Origin of the sequence: Embleya sp. NPDC005971 (assembly GCF_040629175.1) — a bacterium.
Classification (GTDB): domain Bacteria; phylum Actinomycetota; class Actinomycetes; order Streptomycetales; family Streptomycetaceae; genus Embleya.
The window spans coordinates 34,552-48,761 of the sequence record NZ_JBEXUX010000014.1 but is presented as its reverse complement, the minus strand read 5'-3'; the positions used below and the strand labels follow the sequence as shown (position 1 = coordinate 48,761).

The following is a 14,210-nucleotide window of genomic DNA, read 5'->3' as shown; positions in this document are numbered from 1 at the left end:
GCCAGGAGTATCACGACAAATGGTCGAACCGCATGCGGATTTCCGGGCCCCGTCTCGTCACGCCTTCCGCGCCGCCAGCACCCACAGGCCGGCCGGGCCGGGTTCGTTGCGTTCGGGGACCAGACCCACCTCGGCACAGCGGTCGGCGAGCCAGGTCGGGGCGATCCGGAGCTTGGCGTAGCTGCCGACGTGTTGGGTCCAGGCGGTGCCGTCGTGGACGTGCAGAAGGTCGTAGACGAGGACCGTGTCGTCGTCCGGATACTCCAGGAAGCAGGTCAGGACGCGGTTGTCGGTGCTTCGCACCGGGATGAAACGGTCTATTCCGTGCAGCGTCTCGGTGAGATCCCGGTAGGTGACGACGAGCCGGCCGCCGGGTTCGAGGGCCTGCGCGATGTCGCCGAGCAGCGCCGTCACGTCGTCCTTCGAGGGCAGATGGGTGAGCGTGTCGCCCATGCACACGACGGCCGCGACCCCGCCCGGCGAGGTGAGCCCCGGCAGCACCTTGCGGATGTCCTCGTGCACCGGCTCGATCGCCGGCAATTCGGCTGCGTGCTCCGCGAGTTCGGAGAGGAGGAGGCGACTGGTGTCGACCGCGAAGACCCGGGTGAAGCCCAGCTCTGCCAGCGCCAGACTCTGATTGCCCGGCCCGCACCCCAGGTCCACCGAGATCGCGGACGTCCGCGTCGGCGCGATACCCAGCTCGGTCAGCAACTCGCCCTGCCCCGCGACGATCGGGGCCAGGTCGCCGCCCAACATCCAGGTGTAGTTCTCGGCGAGCAGCCGCTCGTAGTGTTCGGCAGCGGCGCTGGTCATACCGGTACTCCCGTTCGAACGTGCCAGGAAAACTTGGAAACCTACGCGGTCGCGACGAGCGACCCACGGGTCAACGCGGCCCGCTCCCGCACCACCGGCAGCGCAACGGTGGCGACGGCCGGTACGACCACCGGCACGACCACCGGAACCACCGTCGCCACAACCGCCTTGGATCGCACCACGAACCGCAGGAACAGGAACCGCGCGACCCCCGCCACACCGGAGGCGGTCAGATACACCGCCTGCTCCTTGAGCACGCCCGGAGCCGACTGCAGCGCATGCAGGGCCAACATCGCGCCGGTGGTGAAGAGGTAGGAGACGCCCGCCGAAAGCGCCGACTGCAGGTGGACCCGCCCCCGGGCCCGACCCGCGCCGAAGGTGAATCGGCTGTGCAGCTCGGTGGCCAGCAGTGTGAAGACCACGGTCACCATGGCGTTGGCGACGATGATGGACATGTGCCCGGACAGGGCCACGAGCACGGCGCTCGACGCGAGTCCGGTGCCACCGCCGAAGAAGACGAAACGCATGAACGCGGCTACTGTCCCCGACCTCGTTGCGGCGCTCATGGGTCCCCCGGTCCTCTTCTTCCACTGATCCACGTCTTCGGCTCCTTAAATCTAGGGGCGATCAAGCAGCACGGAATCAGTCGTGTGTAGGTACTCCTGTTACTGCTTGGGGAGGACCCGCCCCTAGGGGTACTACTCCCGGCGACGCACTCGGGGGGTTACGAAAGTACGTCCTCACGCCTATCCCGAGGATTACCTACGTCCCAGGGATCACCCCTGGCGACCTTGGGAGTCGGGGGTACCGGCGGCACCGCGCAAGGATCCGCGTCCTCCTCGGGGCCGTGATCGGCGGCCTGGTGGCCCCGTTACACGTCAGGGTTCGCCTCAGGGGTGCCCTCGACCGCAGCCGATCCGACCGTGCCGCCCTCGCCCGCGCCAACATCACCGTCGCCGTCGCCGTACGGACGCGTGATGATCTCCAGGTAGTGCCCGCTCGGATCGAGGAAGTAGGTACCCCGACCGCCGTAGTGATGATTGATCGCATCCGGTTCGCTCAGTCGCGGATCCGCGTAGTGCCGGACCCCCGCAGCCACCAAGCGTCCGAGGATCGCGTCGAACTCCGATTCGGAGACGAGGAATGCGTAGTGCTGCGCCGAGATCGTCTCCGGCGCGACGGTGGCGAAGTCCAATGTCACGCCGTTGGCGGTGGCCACCGGCAGGAACATCCCTGCGGGTGAGCCGACTTCGAGGCCCAGAAGCCCGGCGGTGAACTCGGCGGCGAGTTGCCGGTCCCGAGACAGGACGATGGTGTGATTCAACCGGATCGACACGGTGGAATGCCTCCAAGGCATCACCTGACACCTCGTGCGCCGCACCCGACCGGTGCCGACGTTCGATGCCGCCGTCGATCTTCGACGGGGAAGGGCCGGGTGTCAAGCGCGGGCCGGCGCCCGGGGCGTCTTGCACACCACCCGCAACGCACCGCCGACCCGGCCCCCGTGATCATCCCGATCCCACCGCCCCGAGAATTGGCAGGCGACGGTGCACGAGCCGCGCACCCGACGACGTACTCGCACGGAACGAGGACCCGGCATGCCCTTGAGCGACCTGCCCTTGACCGACCTGGAAGGTTTTCGGCCGGCAATTCGGCGACCGGACGACTTCGACGCCTTCTGGGCCCGCACGCTCGCCGAGGCCGACACGCACCCCCTCGACCCGACCTTCACGTCCGAGCCCGGCCCGCTGACCCAGGTGGAGGTGTACGACGTGTCCTTCGCGGGATACGCCGGCCAGCGCGTACACGCCTGGCTGCTCCTGCCCGCGCGGCGGGACGACCCGCTCCCCTGTGTCGTCGAATTCCCCGGCTACGGCGGCGGACGTGGCCTACCGCACGAGCAACTCCTGTACGCCGCAGCCGGGTTCGCACACCTCGTGGTGGACGTACGCGGCCAGGGCGGCGTGTGGCGCAGCGGGGACACCGGCGACGACGCCCCGGCGGGCGGCGGCTCCACGCATCCGGGCTTCATGACCCGCGGCATCACCGACCCGGACCTGTACTACTACCGCCGGGTGTTCGTCGACGCGGTACGCGCCGTCGCCGCGGCCCGCAGCCACCCGGCCGTCGACCCGACCAGGATCGCGATGGTCGGCGAGAGTCAGGGCGGCGGCATCGCCCTCGCCACGTCCGGCCTGGTCCCCGACCTGACCGCGGTCGTGGCCGAGGTCCCGTTCCTGTGCCACTTTCGCCGAGGCGCCGAGATCGCCGCGACCGGCCCATACGGCGAACTCGCCCGCTACCTAGCGGCCCACCGCGACCACACCGACGAAGTGTTCCGCACGCTGGGCTACTTCGACGCGGTCAACCACGTCACCCGGGCCACCGCACCGGCGTTGTTCAGCGCGGCGCTGATGGACACGACCTGCCCGCCGTCCACGGTGTTCACCGCCTACCACCACTACCCGGCGACCAAGCGCATGGAGGTCTACCCGTTCAACGGCCACGAGGGCGGCGGCGCGTTCCAGGACGGCGTACGGCTGAGCTACCTGCACACCGCCTTCGGCACCTGACCGCGAATCGGGCGCGGCGTCGAGAACCGAGCAGACCACCACGCCGCGCCCCGCCGCAGCCGTCGGCACCTGCTCAAACCAGCGCCAAATGCATGACGTGCAGCCCGACATATCCATGCTTCGGATGCTTGAAGCCCTCCGGCACGGTGCCGACCAGCTCGAACCCGAGGTCGCGATACAGCCGCACCGCGTACACATTCGTCTCGACCACGGCGTTGAACTGCATCGCCCGATACCCCTGCGCACGAGCCCACGCGATCGAGTACTCGCACAGGGCCCGCCCGACCCCGCGTCCCGAGTGGGCGGGGTCGACCATGTAGCTCGCACTGGCGATGTGCGAGCCGTTGCCCAGGTGATTGCGATTCATCTTCGCCGTGCCGAGCACCGCCCCGCTCTCCTCGACCGCGACCACGGTCCGCGACGGGGCGGCCAGGAACCACCACTCACGAGCTTCGTCCGCATCCAGGTCGAGCGGATACGTGAACGTCTCGCCGGCGGCGACGATCTCCCGAAAGAACGGCCGGACACCTGCCCAGTCACCCTCGGTGGCTTCCCTGATCAACATCGTCCCAGCTTGCCGGGCCACCGGCCCACTGCCAACCCGTTTGCGCAGGCCGGCCCGGCCGGCTACGGATCCACCGTGAAGATCACCGCTCGCCCCGCGTCCGCGGCACACCGATAAAAATCCCTCAATCCCGGCAAAAACCCCTGCGTGTAGGCGATATCGTCCTCGTCGGCCGCCCCGTCGTACTCCACGAACTCCAGCGCCCCGAACCGCTCCCGCACCCATTCGGCAGGCAACGGCGCCAACGCCGCGGCGACCGCCCGCACTTCGTCCGGAGCCACATAGGAAACGACATATTCGTCCCCTTCGTGCAACAGATACCCACCGAGAATCGCGTGCGACAACGGATACTCGCCACCGTCATAGGTCAACGTGCCGTCCGTCAGACACCGATGCAGCGCATCCCAGGCCTTGTCCACCTCCACCAACCACGCCGGCTCCCAGCGCTCCTCGACCTCCTCGACAACCGCCATCACCTCCGCGTCGTCCACAGCCGCCAGGAGCCGCGAGCCGTCCACTTCCGTCACCGCAAACAAGACACCCCGCCCGCCCATCACCCCTCCGTCCCCGACCCATCGAAGATTTCCCCCATCACACCACCCCCACCCGACACCACCACGATCGCGGTCTCCTACCCGGGCCGTACTCCGTACTCCTGGCCCGACGGGGGCGCGCCGTCTACGCTGCGGGCATGATGCGAAAGGCGCGTACGGCTCCGCGCGGTCCGTCGACCCCGGACAATCCCGGGCGTCCGCCCGGGCCCAGGTCGCCGGACAAGAACCCGCCGGCGCCGCCCGAGCATCCGCCACCGCCGGCGCCGTGACGATCGCCCGCGTGGCGTGGGATCGGCTGCCCGTCGCGGCGCGCGACGCGGTCAGCGGCCGGCTGGGCGCGGAGCCGGCGGTGGTGGACGCGGTCGGTGGGGCGAACTGCGGTGCCTCGGCGGTGCTTACCCTCCCCGACGGGCGGACCGTGTTCGTCAAGGCCCAGCGGGCACACGACGCCGCACCCGTCGGGGGCATCTCCGGTGCGGGGCCCGGCTGGTGGGGGTCGGCCTGGGGACCGGTCGACGAACTCGGCCAGGAGGAAAGGGTGAACGCCTTCCTGCCCGCCGGCTCGCCACGCGTGCTGTGGCGGTTGGAGGTCGCAGGATGGCACCTGCTGGCGTTCGAGGGGATCGTGGGTCGGCACGCCGACTACGCCCCGGGATCGCCGGACCTGCCCCTGGTCGTGCGCGCCCTTGCCGAGTTGGGCGGTTGTCCGGCACCGGAGTTGCGGTTGCCGAGTGCGTGGGACCGCTGGGGCTACTGGTGCGACCCGGACCAGGAGCCGCTGCTGTCCGGAACGTGCCTGCTGCACACCGACCCGGCCGCCTGCAACCTCCTGGTCGACGGCGTCCGAGCCCGCCTGGTGGACTGGGCCTGGCCCGCCCTCGGCCCCGCCTGGATCGATCCGGCCCTGTGGGGCCTGCGACTGGTCTCCGCCGGCGGCCACACGCCCGAACAGGCACGGTCCTGGGTGTCCCGAACCCCCGGATGGCGCTCGGCGACCCCGGACGGCGTCCGCACGTTCACCCGCGCCGAGGCGCGACGCTGGGAGGAATACGCGGCGGACGACGTCTGGGGCGCGGCCGAAATCGCCCAAGCCGCCCGCCACTGGGCGGACTTGTGGGCCTAGAGCGGGGCTTCGAGTCCCCGTCGGGTCAGCGGGTGGCGAATCGGGTCAGGGCGGCTTGGATTTCGCCGCGCATGGTGGGGCTGCCGAGGTGGCCGGCGTCGGAGATCGTGGTCAGGGTGGCGGCGGGCCAGGCTTTGGCCAGTTCCCACGCCGTGTCGAGGGGGCTGCTGAGGTCCAGGCGACCGTGGATGAGGACGCCGGGGATGTCGGCGAGGCGGTCGGCGTTGGCCAGGAGGATGCCTTCCGGGAGCCAGGCGCCGTGGGCGAAGTAGTGGGTGACGATGCGAACCAGGGCGGCGCGGGCGGCCGTGGGGCGGCCGGAGTACGCGTCGGGGCGGCCGTTCGGTTCGGTGCCGACGACCGCGTCCTCCCAGGTGCACCAGGCGTTGGTGGCACGCTCGCGGACCGCCGGGTCCGGGTCTTCGACCAGGCGGGCGTAGGCCGCGACGAGGTCGTCGCGTTCGGCGGGTGGGACGCCGTCGCGGAAGCGTTCCCATTCGGCGGGCAGGAAGCGGCCGACGCCGCGATACAGCCAGTCGATTTCCGAGCGGCGGGTCGTGGTGACGGCCGGGATGACGATCTCGGAGACACGTTCGGGGTGGCGCTGCGCGTACGCCAGGATCAGGGTCGAACCCCACGAGCCGCCGTACAGCAACCACCTTTCCACCCCAAGGTGTTCGCGTAGTCGTTCGATGTCCGCGAGTAGATGCTCGGTGGTATTGGACCGCATGTCCGTATCGGGGTCGCTCGCGTGCGGGGTGCTGCGCCCGCAGCCCCGTTGGTCGAAGAGCACGACGCGATAGCGCTGCGGATCGAACTGTTGCCGCATACCCGTCGAACAGCCGGATCCGGGCCCGCCGTGCACGACCAGGGCGGGCTTGCCGGCCGGGTTGCCGCAGGTCTCCCAGTACAGGTGGTTGCCGTCGCCGACGTCGAGCATTCCGTGCTCGTAGGGCTCGATGGGGGGATATGGCCGTGCGGAGGTCATGGGTGGCTCCTTGCGAGCAGGGATGTGTGTTCGGGTGCCTTCGAGCGGCAAAACCGCGCGAAGGCAGCGACCATGATCGCCCGTAGGCACCCGAGCCGGCGACACCGAGGCCCGATCCGGCGACCAACGCCCCTGCGAACAAGCCTTGTTCCGACTCGCCCGCAGGGCTACCGCCCGCCCGCGACGGCCCGCCCGCTACCGCCCCTCCACATACGAGTCGACCTTGAACCCGGTAGGCAACACTCCACCGTCGATGGTCCCGGCGAGTTGGCGTGCCTCGGCCTCGTTGAACGTCCCGGAGATCACCACCTCACCCGGAATCGCGGACCGCACACTCGGCGCCACCAGCAGCCTGCCGTCGCACACGATCGCGATGCGATCGGTGGGCAGTCGACCGCCGGCGGCCTCGGACGTGAGCCGGGTGAAGGTGACCTGACCCGAGTTCGTCCACTTGACGATCACGGTCCAGGCGAAGGTGCCCGCTTCCGTCGTCCTGGCCTCGGCCCCGGCGATGTCGGTCCTGGTGAGCACGGCCGGCCCCAGGACGTACTTTTCCGACAACTTGCCATCGCACACCACGACTTCCGCGCTCGGCGGATCGGCCTTCGGCGCCGCCGGGTCACCGCATTCGGGTCCGCCCGTGGGGGTGGTGCCGCTGCCCGGTCCCCCGGTCGCGGGCGGGAACGGCGTCACGCTGTTCACCGGACGCACGGTCAACTGCCCGACTCCGACGATCGCCGCGAGTCGTTGCCTGGTATCCGCGCCGAACTTGCTCGACGAGACCCGCGCCACCAACACGCCGTCCCGGACCGTCACGGTCTTCACCACCAGGCCGGCCGAGGTCGCGCGTTTGCGTATGGTCTCCGCGGCGGCGGTCAACTGCGGCGCCCCCAACGGAACTTCCGGCGTCAACGTGGCCTCGGCGAAGGCCGTGCCGGACGTCTCCTCGGCGGAATCGGAGCGGTCGCCCTCCTTGAATCGAACCGGATCCTCCGATGAGCAGCCCGCCGCGGCCGGCAGCACGGCGGCGGCGACCGTGGCGACGAGGAACCGGGCGAGTCGATTACGCGATGGCTGAGTCACCCGCACCACCATGCCGGCTCATCGATCCCCTCCGCAGCCGGCGGCAGCCCGGGATCGGGGCGGACGAGGGCCCCTCCCCCGCCGGTCAAGGGATGATCCGGCCCCAAAGGGGCAGTGGCACGGGATGTGGTCGCGGCCGTCTCCGCGCCGACGGCCGCATGAGTCGAGTCGACGCGCAAGGAGACAACCGTGCTGGATAACCGCAACCTTCGTGAGCTGATCCGCCGGTGGCGGGCCACCCCGGAGAGCACCATCGCCCTCTTCGACGAGGCCGACGACGCGATCCGGGCCACCCTCGCCACCAAGGAACGCGTGCTGTATCCGGCCGTCCGGGACGCCGAGGGGCACCGCAGCGGCTATGTCGACGACGCCATCGCGCAGGCCCGCCGGATCGAGGGCTTCCTCGACTCGGCCGAGCGACTCGGCCCGAACGGCTCCGGATTCCACGACGAGGCGCAGGACGCCGCGTCCGCGATGGACGGCCTCCTGGTACACGAGCAACGCGACCTGCTGCCCGCGCTCGACCACCTCTCCCAGGACCGGCGAGACCGGCTCGACCGCGAGTACCGCGACACCTGGGTGGAGACCTCCGCGAAAGTCGCCGCCGCCCGCGCGGCCCGCCCCCGGCCACACGACGGCGCGGCGGACGCCGGCCACTGAGCAGGTACTCCGCCCGTGCCCACCCCCGCGCCGGTCGCGAGGCCCCGCCGAATATTGACGGGCACGCTCGCGGCCGGCCCACTACCCTCACCCGCGTGAACCATCGTGAGCGCAAGCGACTGTCGGATCTGCTGGTGGGAGCGGCGGGCCTGGGCCGACTCGCCGAGGTGAGCGCCACGCTCCGGGCGGGCGCCGACCCGCAACAGGCCGACCGAGCCGGCACCACGCCGCTGTACGCGGCCTCCGTACACGGGGCCGCGGACGTGGTGCTGGTCCTCCTGAAGGCCGGCGCGACGCCCGACACCGAAAGCGGAACCGGCTCCGAGGGCACCCCGCTGTGCGCGGCGGCCTGCTGGGGACACACCGACACCGTCCGGGCGCTGCTCGCGCACGGCGCCGATCCCGATCTCCGCGAGGACCACGGCACCGGCCACGCCCCGATCGACTGGGCCGCCGGGGGCCCCTACCCGGAGACGGTGGCCGCCCTCCTGGCCGCCGGCGCGCGCCCGCCCCGAACCGGCTGAGCGAGCCCGACCGACCCGCGGGCGATCACAGCACGATCGGGCGATGGGCCGACGCCTCGTCCACGATCGCCTCGGCAACTCCGAGCAAGTCGTCGCCGGCCGACAACGGACCGTCCGCCTCGGCAGACCGGCCGAAGATCAGGTCGCTCACCGCCGGGTGCCGCACGTTCACGGTCAACACCAGGAGATACCAGTCTGGTTCGGCGTCGCCGGCCAGGATTCGCCGGACGATCTCCACCAGTTCCGCCCGGGTGATGTCGGGGACCCGGGGCCAGGCCGGTCGGGCCGCCTCCAGCGCGAACTCCGCGAGCGTGCGCGACCCGTGGTACTCGACGAAGGCCCCGATCGGATAGTCGTGCCCCGTCGCCGCCCGAAAGTCGGCCAACGCGGCCTCCACCGCGCCCGATCCGCCCCCGCCTCGAATCAGCTCACCGATCCGCTCGATCCCGGCGGCCACCTCGGCCAGTCGGCTCGGCTCGACCATCGGTGGCGCCAACTCCGCCCGCAGGCCCATTCCCCTCCTCATCCGACGCATCGCCCGCCCGACGCCGGCGCCGCACCGACGCCGCCGCATCCCGCCCGTCGCACTCAGCCGAGTTGCTTCTCCACCTCGCCGACCACCAGTTCGCACATCTCGTGCGTACGCAGCGCGTCGTCCAGGTCGGGAAAGACGCCGGTGCGGACCGCGTCCAGGAAGGTCAGCACCACCTGCTCGATCCCGCGTTGACGGGCGATCGGGGTCCAGTCGCCACGCCGGCGCGTGGTCGGGCGGCCCTGATGGTGGTCGACCACGTCGGCCAGGTTGTACACCTCGCGCGTGGCGTCCCGACCGGAAACCTCCAGGATCTCCTCGTTCGAGCCGCTGCGCAGGTTGAGCGTGCCGATCGCACTGAAGCCCGCGCCGGCCAGGTGCAGCACGAAGTGCTGGGCGAGCCCGTCCACCACCCGGGCCCGCACGTCGACGTGCTCGATCTCGCCCGGGGCCAGGAAGCGCAGCGTGTCGACCACGTGGATCAGGTCGTCGAAGACGACCGTACGCAACTCGCGTGCGGTGTCGACACGGTTGCGACGGATCGTGATCAGGTCGCGCGGCAGGGCACGGCTCTCCACGTACGCCGGCACATGGCGCCGGTTGAAGCCGACCATCAGGCCCACGCCGCGCGCCCGGGACAGCTCGATCAGGCGCGCACTCTCGTCCAGGGCGTACGCCAGTGGCTTGTCCACGTACGTGGGCACGCCCGCCTCGATCAGCCGGGTCACGATCTCCGGGTGCACCGAGGTCGCCGCGTGCACGAAGGCCGCGTCCAGGCCCTCGGCGAGCAGCCCGTCCAGGTCGGCGAACCGGTGCTCGACGGGCACCCGGTAGGTCTCCGCGACCCGGCGCAGCGTCGCCGGTGTGCGGGTGTACAGGCGCAGGTCCAGCTCCGGCAGGGTCGAGACGAGGGGCAGGTACGCCTTTTCCGCGATGTCGCCCAGACCTATGACGCCAACCTTCATCGGGCCACTCCTCCTGCCGGCGCCGCCGGGCCACTCGTCCGGTTCACGGCCCCGACAGCATATGCATCCCGGTTCGGCGGGGTCGTTCGGCGCCGACCGGGATCCGCACGTCGGGCCCGTCGCCGTGGCGGGCGATCTCGACCACGGCGGCCCGCTCGCCGGCGTCGAGCCGGACCACGACGTCGCCCGCGGCCACGTGGTAGCCGTCGCCGGCGACCACGACGGTGGTGCCCGGGTCGGCTTCGGCGCCCGACACGACCGGCGCGGAGGCGCGAGGCACGGACCCGACGGGTGCCGACGCGACGGGCGCGGCGGACGCGAATGCGACGAGTGCGGCGGCCGAGGCGAGCCCGGCGGCCAGTACACGACAGGGGTTCATCACGTTCGGACCAACGATCGGGGCGACCGAAGGCGACGGGCCGGCAACGACGCCCACCCGAATCGGCGACCGTCGCGGGGCGGGCCCCGGACCACTCGGATGGAATACCCCGAATGGCGGTCCGCATGCCGCCGAATGCCCGCCCGCAGGCCGGTCTGACTGGCAGTCAGCTCCCGTCGACACCACGTGAGTTGCCCGCCCGCCCGGGCGCCCGATCGGCCCGGGCCCCAGCCCGCGGGGCCGGGCGCGGTTGCGCTCCCCCGCCGGCTCGACTCTCCTGGAATCGAGTCCATCCACCGAACCCCGCCGACCCACACCCGACGTCGTCGAACGTCACCGAACCGCACCGCACAGCCGCTACGCCCGGCCCAGCCCCCATCCCGATCCGCCCCGGACGCGCGCCCCCGTCACGCGAGCCCGGGTTTCCGCCATGACCGGGGTCGATCCGCGAGATCGCGCGGCGCAGTCCCACCGCCACCCTCCGAAGTCGTCCCCTCGACCCGTGGCCGGGGTTCGGTGAACCTCCCGGCCATGGCAGCAGAGACCACCGAGCCCAGGGAGAGTCTCCGTGAGCGTGCCACGCACCGCCATCATCATGCCCGGCGTCGGCTCCTATGTGCCGGGCGCACTGCGCCAGCTCCAGGATCGCCCCGCCGTCCGGGACACCCTGGCCGAGGTCGACGACGCGGTCGGCGACGGGACCACGTTGTCCCCCTCGCGTCTGCTCGTCGATCCCCAGGCGCCGGACGCACACGAGTTGATGGACCGGCACGAGTTGTCCCTGCATCTGGCCATCTACGCCGGTGCGCTGGCCGCGTTCCGGCTGCTCGAAGGCGATTTCGGGATCCGTCCCGACGTGCTGCTCGGGCACAGCCTGGGCGAGATGGCGGCGTTGGCCGCAGCCGGGGTGTACACGGCGGGCGACGGCGCCCGGCTGTATCTGGCCCGGGCGGCGGCGTGCACGCTCCATACCAGTGATCCGGGTGGTCTGCTCACCCTGCGCCTGGCACCGAGGCACACGCTCGAACTGCTGTGTTCGGCGCAGTTGCCCGGTCTGGATCTGGCCTGCGACAACTCGGCCGAGCACACCGTGGTCTCCGGGCCGGACGAGTCGCTGGCCACGTTCGCGGCGCTGGCGGAGCGCAAGTCGGTCGTCTCCAGGGCGTTGACGGTGCGCACGTTGTTCCACAACCGGTTGCGCGAGTCGGCCGCCACCGAGTGGCGCCGGCTCGGGACGGACATCGAGTTCCGGGCGCCGCGTTATCCGGTGTTGTCGCCGTTGTTGGGCCGCGACTACGCCGACGAGCGCGAGCTGCGTGACGGGGTGGTGGGCCAACTGCGGCACCCGGTGCGTTATCGCAACGCGGTGACCACGTTGCGCGAACGCGGCATCGAGGTGTTCGTGGAGGCGGGCGCCCGCGATGTACTCGGTTCGTTCGCCCGTTCGGCCGATGCCCGGGTGCGCACCGCGGTGCCGGTCGCGGCCGGTGCCGATCTGACCCGGGTCGCCGGCGTCCTGCGGGCGAGTGGGCTGCTGCACGAGGACCTGGCCGCCCTCGCGGAGCCGTCCGACGTACCCACCGGCTGAACGACCCGCGCCCACCCACCGAGACCGCGACCCCAAGGAGACTCCGGCTTGCACGACGACGTCGACCCGGCGGACGAAGAGTTCGACGTGGGCGGACTGCTCGGCGCGGACTCGCGATTGTCGGTGCGTGCCCGATTGCGCCTGTTGCGTCGCGTACTGGAGCAGACCGCGGCCCCGATCTGCATCCTGGACCCGGAATTGCGTCATCTGTACGTGAATCCGGCGCTGGCGCGGATCGACGGCCGGCCGGCGAGCGAACACGTCGGGCTCGCCATCGCCGAGTCGTTTCCGGGGCTGGACGTGCCCGAGGACGTGCTGCGCGCGGTGCTCGCCGACGGGATCGCGCGCGAGGCGACGATCACCGGTGTGCGCGTCGTGGACGGCGTACCGCAGACCCGGTGGTGGCACGCGGCCTATCACCGACTCGACGACCGGGACGGCGTGTTCGGCATCGTCGGCATCCTGATGGAGGTCACCGAGTCCCGGCGCACCCGGCTCGCGCTGGATCAGGCGCATCGTCGGCTGGCGTTGTTGGATCGGGCCGCGTTGGAGATCGGCACCACGCTGGACATCGACACCACGTGCCGGGAGCTGGTGGATCTGTTGGTCCCGGTACTGGCGGACGTGGTCGGCGTGGAACTGGTGGAGCCGGCCGACCCGGATCAGCAGGTCGGTCGGCCGCGCCCGGCCCCGGACACCGTGCGGCTGCGCCGGGCGGCGTGGACCTCGATCCCGGAGCTGCGCTACCTCAGCGCGATGCTGGGTCGGCCGGGCGAGCACATCGACTACCAGCCGGGCGCGGACGTGGCGCGCGTGGTGCGGACCGGGTGCACGGTGGTGGACAACCGGCCCTCCGACGAGAGGTTGCGGGCGACCGCGCCGGACGCGTCCCGGGTGGCGGTCTACCGGGAGGCGGCGATGCATTCGGCGCTGCTGGTGCCGCTGATCGCGCGCGGCGAGGCGATCGGCACGCTGAGCCTGGTCCGGGCCGGCGATTCGCCGACCTTCACCGAGGACGACGTGGAGATGGCCCGCGACCTCGCGCACCGCGCGGCCACATGTGTGGACAACGCGCGGCGGTACTCGCGCGAGCACAGCGTCGCGCTCGCGCTCCAGCGGGCCCTGCTGGCCCGGCCCAAGGCGCCGCATCCGGACATCGAGCTGGCCACCCGCTATCTGCCGGCCGGGCGCAGCGTGGAGGTGGGCGGCGACTGGTTCGACGCGATCGCGCTGCCGCACGGGCGCACGTTGCTCGCGGTCGGCGATGTGATGGGGCACGGCGTGCAGGCCGCGGTGGACATGAGCCACTATCGGGCGCTGTTGCGGGTGTTGGCGGCGGGCGGGCTGTCGCCGGAGGAGATCCTGGCGCGGGCCGACCGGATGAGCGAGGAGGCGGGGCTGGAGCGGGTGGCCACGTGTCTGTTGGTACTGGTGGATCCGGGCGCGGGGGTGTCCACGTTCGCCAACGCCGGGCATCTGCCGCCGTTGCTGGTGGAGGCCGACGGCGGAACCCGGCTGGTGGAGCTGCCGACCGGTCCGCCGCTGGGCACCGGGTGTGGGGGGTACGCGGCATACGTGCGGCCGAACGTGCCCGGCTCGGTGTTGGTGCTGTACACCGACGGTCTGGTGGAGCGCCGGGACGAGGACATCGACGTGTCGTTGGCGCGGTTGGCGGCGCTGCGTCCGGTGCCGGCGGCGCCGTTGGAGGCGCTGGTGGACACGATCCTGGATCGCCTGGTGGTGCCGCCGGTGGAGGACGACATCGCGGTGATGGCCGCCCGGCAGGTGCCCGGCGCGGGGTGAGTGGGTGTGCCGGTAAACCCCGGGGCGGGCGCGTTCCACTCCGACGCCCGGCGTGATCCA

The 14,210-nt window shown here is 71.4% G+C and carries 16 protein-coding genes; 6 read left to right on the top strand and 10 right to left on the bottom strand.

Going from position 1 to position 14,210, the window contains the following annotated elements:
* Positions 1-57: 57 nt before the first annotated feature.
* The 3 genes from ABZ374_RS14995 to ABZ374_RS14985 all read right to left on the bottom strand — a co-directional run bounded on the left by ABZ374_RS14995 (position 58) and on the right by ABZ374_RS14985 (position 2,149).
* Positions 58-813 carry a class I SAM-dependent methyltransferase gene (locus ABZ374_RS14995; RefSeq protein ID WP_360310850.1) on the bottom strand — a complete coding sequence of 252 codons (756 nt, stop codon included), beginning with the start codon at positions 811-813 and terminating at the stop codon, positions 58-60.
* A 41-nt stretch (positions 814-854) separates the two neighbouring features.
* A complete protein-coding gene (locus tag ABZ374_RS14990; RefSeq protein ID WP_360310848.1) occupies positions 855-1,379 on the bottom strand; it encodes a hypothetical protein in 525 nt (174 codons plus the stop codon).
* 305 nt (positions 1,380-1,684) lie between these two features.
* A complete protein-coding gene (locus ABZ374_RS14985; protein WP_360311055.1) occupies positions 1,685-2,149 on the bottom strand; it encodes a VOC family protein in 465 nt (154 codons plus the stop codon).
* 262 nt (positions 2,150-2,411) lie between these two features.
* Between ABZ374_RS14985 and ABZ374_RS14980 the strand changes: the two genes are divergently transcribed.
* On the top strand, positions 2,412-3,386 hold the full coding sequence (locus ABZ374_RS14980; RefSeq protein ID WP_360310846.1) for an acetylxylan esterase: 975 nt from the start codon (positions 2,412-2,414) through the stop codon (positions 3,384-3,386).
* A 73-nt stretch (positions 3,387-3,459) separates the two neighbouring features.
* Here ABZ374_RS14980 and ABZ374_RS14975 read toward each other — a convergent pair whose 3' ends face one another.
* Positions 3,460-3,951, bottom strand: a complete 492-nt coding sequence (locus ABZ374_RS14975; protein ID WP_360310844.1) for a GNAT family N-acetyltransferase — start codon at positions 3,949-3,951, stop codon at positions 3,460-3,462.
* A gap of 62 nt (positions 3,952-4,013) precedes the next feature.
* Positions 4,014-4,505, bottom strand: coding sequence for a DUF1877 family protein (locus ABZ374_RS14970; protein WP_360310842.1), 492 nt, complete (start codon positions 4,503-4,505; stop codon positions 4,014-4,016).
* Between the two features lie 265 nt (positions 4,506-4,770).
* Here ABZ374_RS14970 and ABZ374_RS14965 point away from each other — a divergent pair, with 265 nt between their 5' ends.
* Positions 4,771-5,628 carry an aminoglycoside phosphotransferase gene (locus ABZ374_RS14965; protein ID WP_360310840.1) on the top strand — a complete coding sequence of 286 codons (858 nt, stop codon included), beginning with the start codon at positions 4,771-4,773 and terminating at the stop codon, positions 5,626-5,628.
* Positions 5,629-5,653: 25 nt separating this feature from the next.
* Here the strand turns inward: ABZ374_RS14965 and pip are convergent, their stop codons facing one another.
* Both pip and ABZ374_RS14955 read right to left on the bottom strand, forming a co-directional pair.
* Positions 5,654-6,616, bottom strand: coding sequence for a prolyl aminopeptidase (gene pip, locus ABZ374_RS14960; RefSeq protein WP_360310838.1), 963 nt, complete (start codon positions 6,614-6,616; stop codon positions 5,654-5,656).
* Positions 6,617-6,811: 195 nt separating this feature from the next.
* Positions 6,812-7,699 carry a hypothetical protein gene (locus ABZ374_RS14955; RefSeq protein ID WP_360310836.1) on the bottom strand — a complete coding sequence of 296 codons (888 nt, stop codon included), beginning with the start codon at positions 7,697-7,699 and terminating at the stop codon, positions 6,812-6,814.
* 189 nt (positions 7,700-7,888) lie between these two features.
* Between ABZ374_RS14955 and ABZ374_RS14950 the strand changes: the two genes are divergently transcribed.
* Together ABZ374_RS14950 and ABZ374_RS14945 are read left to right on the top strand one after the other, a co-directional pair.
* Complete coding sequence (locus ABZ374_RS14950) at positions 7,889-8,359, top strand: hypothetical protein (protein ID WP_360310834.1); 471 nt, start codon at positions 7,889-7,891, stop codon at positions 8,357-8,359.
* A 95-nt stretch (positions 8,360-8,454) separates the two neighbouring features.
* On the top strand, positions 8,455-8,883 hold the full coding sequence (locus ABZ374_RS14945) for an ankyrin repeat domain-containing protein (RefSeq protein WP_360310832.1): 429 nt from the start codon (positions 8,455-8,457) through the stop codon (positions 8,881-8,883).
* Between the two features lie 25 nt (positions 8,884-8,908).
* Here ABZ374_RS14945 and ABZ374_RS14940 read toward each other — a convergent pair whose 3' ends face one another.
* The 3 genes from ABZ374_RS14940 to ABZ374_RS14930 form a co-directional block, all read right to left on the bottom strand.
* Positions 8,909-9,397 (bottom strand): hypothetical protein, encoded by a 489-nt coding sequence (locus ABZ374_RS14940; RefSeq protein ID WP_360310830.1) that lies wholly within the window; start codon positions 9,395-9,397, stop codon positions 8,909-8,911.
* A gap of 74 nt (positions 9,398-9,471) precedes the next feature.
* The gene (locus ABZ374_RS14935) at positions 9,472-10,380 is read right to left on the bottom strand and encodes a Gfo/Idh/MocA family oxidoreductase (protein ID WP_360310828.1); all 909 of its coding nucleotides are present in this window, start codon (positions 10,378-10,380) and stop codon (positions 9,472-9,474) included.
* Between the two features lie 43 nt (positions 10,381-10,423).
* Positions 10,424-10,762 carry a hypothetical protein gene (locus tag ABZ374_RS14930; protein ID WP_360310826.1) on the bottom strand — a complete coding sequence of 113 codons (339 nt, stop codon included), beginning with the start codon at positions 10,760-10,762 and terminating at the stop codon, positions 10,424-10,426.
* A gap of 565 nt (positions 10,763-11,327) precedes the next feature.
* Between ABZ374_RS14930 and ABZ374_RS14925 the strand changes: the two genes are divergently transcribed.
* Both ABZ374_RS14925 and ABZ374_RS14920 read left to right on the top strand, forming a co-directional pair.
* Positions 11,328-12,347 carry an acyltransferase domain-containing protein gene (locus ABZ374_RS14925; RefSeq protein ID WP_360310824.1) on the top strand — a complete coding sequence of 340 codons (1,020 nt, stop codon included), beginning with the start codon at positions 11,328-11,330 and terminating at the stop codon, positions 12,345-12,347.
* 48 nt (positions 12,348-12,395) lie between these two features.
* The gene (locus ABZ374_RS14920; protein ID WP_360310822.1) at positions 12,396-14,150 is read left to right on the top strand and encodes a SpoIIE family protein phosphatase; all 1,755 of its coding nucleotides are present in this window, start codon (positions 12,396-12,398) and stop codon (positions 14,148-14,150) included.
* The last annotated feature ends 60 nt before the right edge of the window (positions 14,151-14,210 follow it).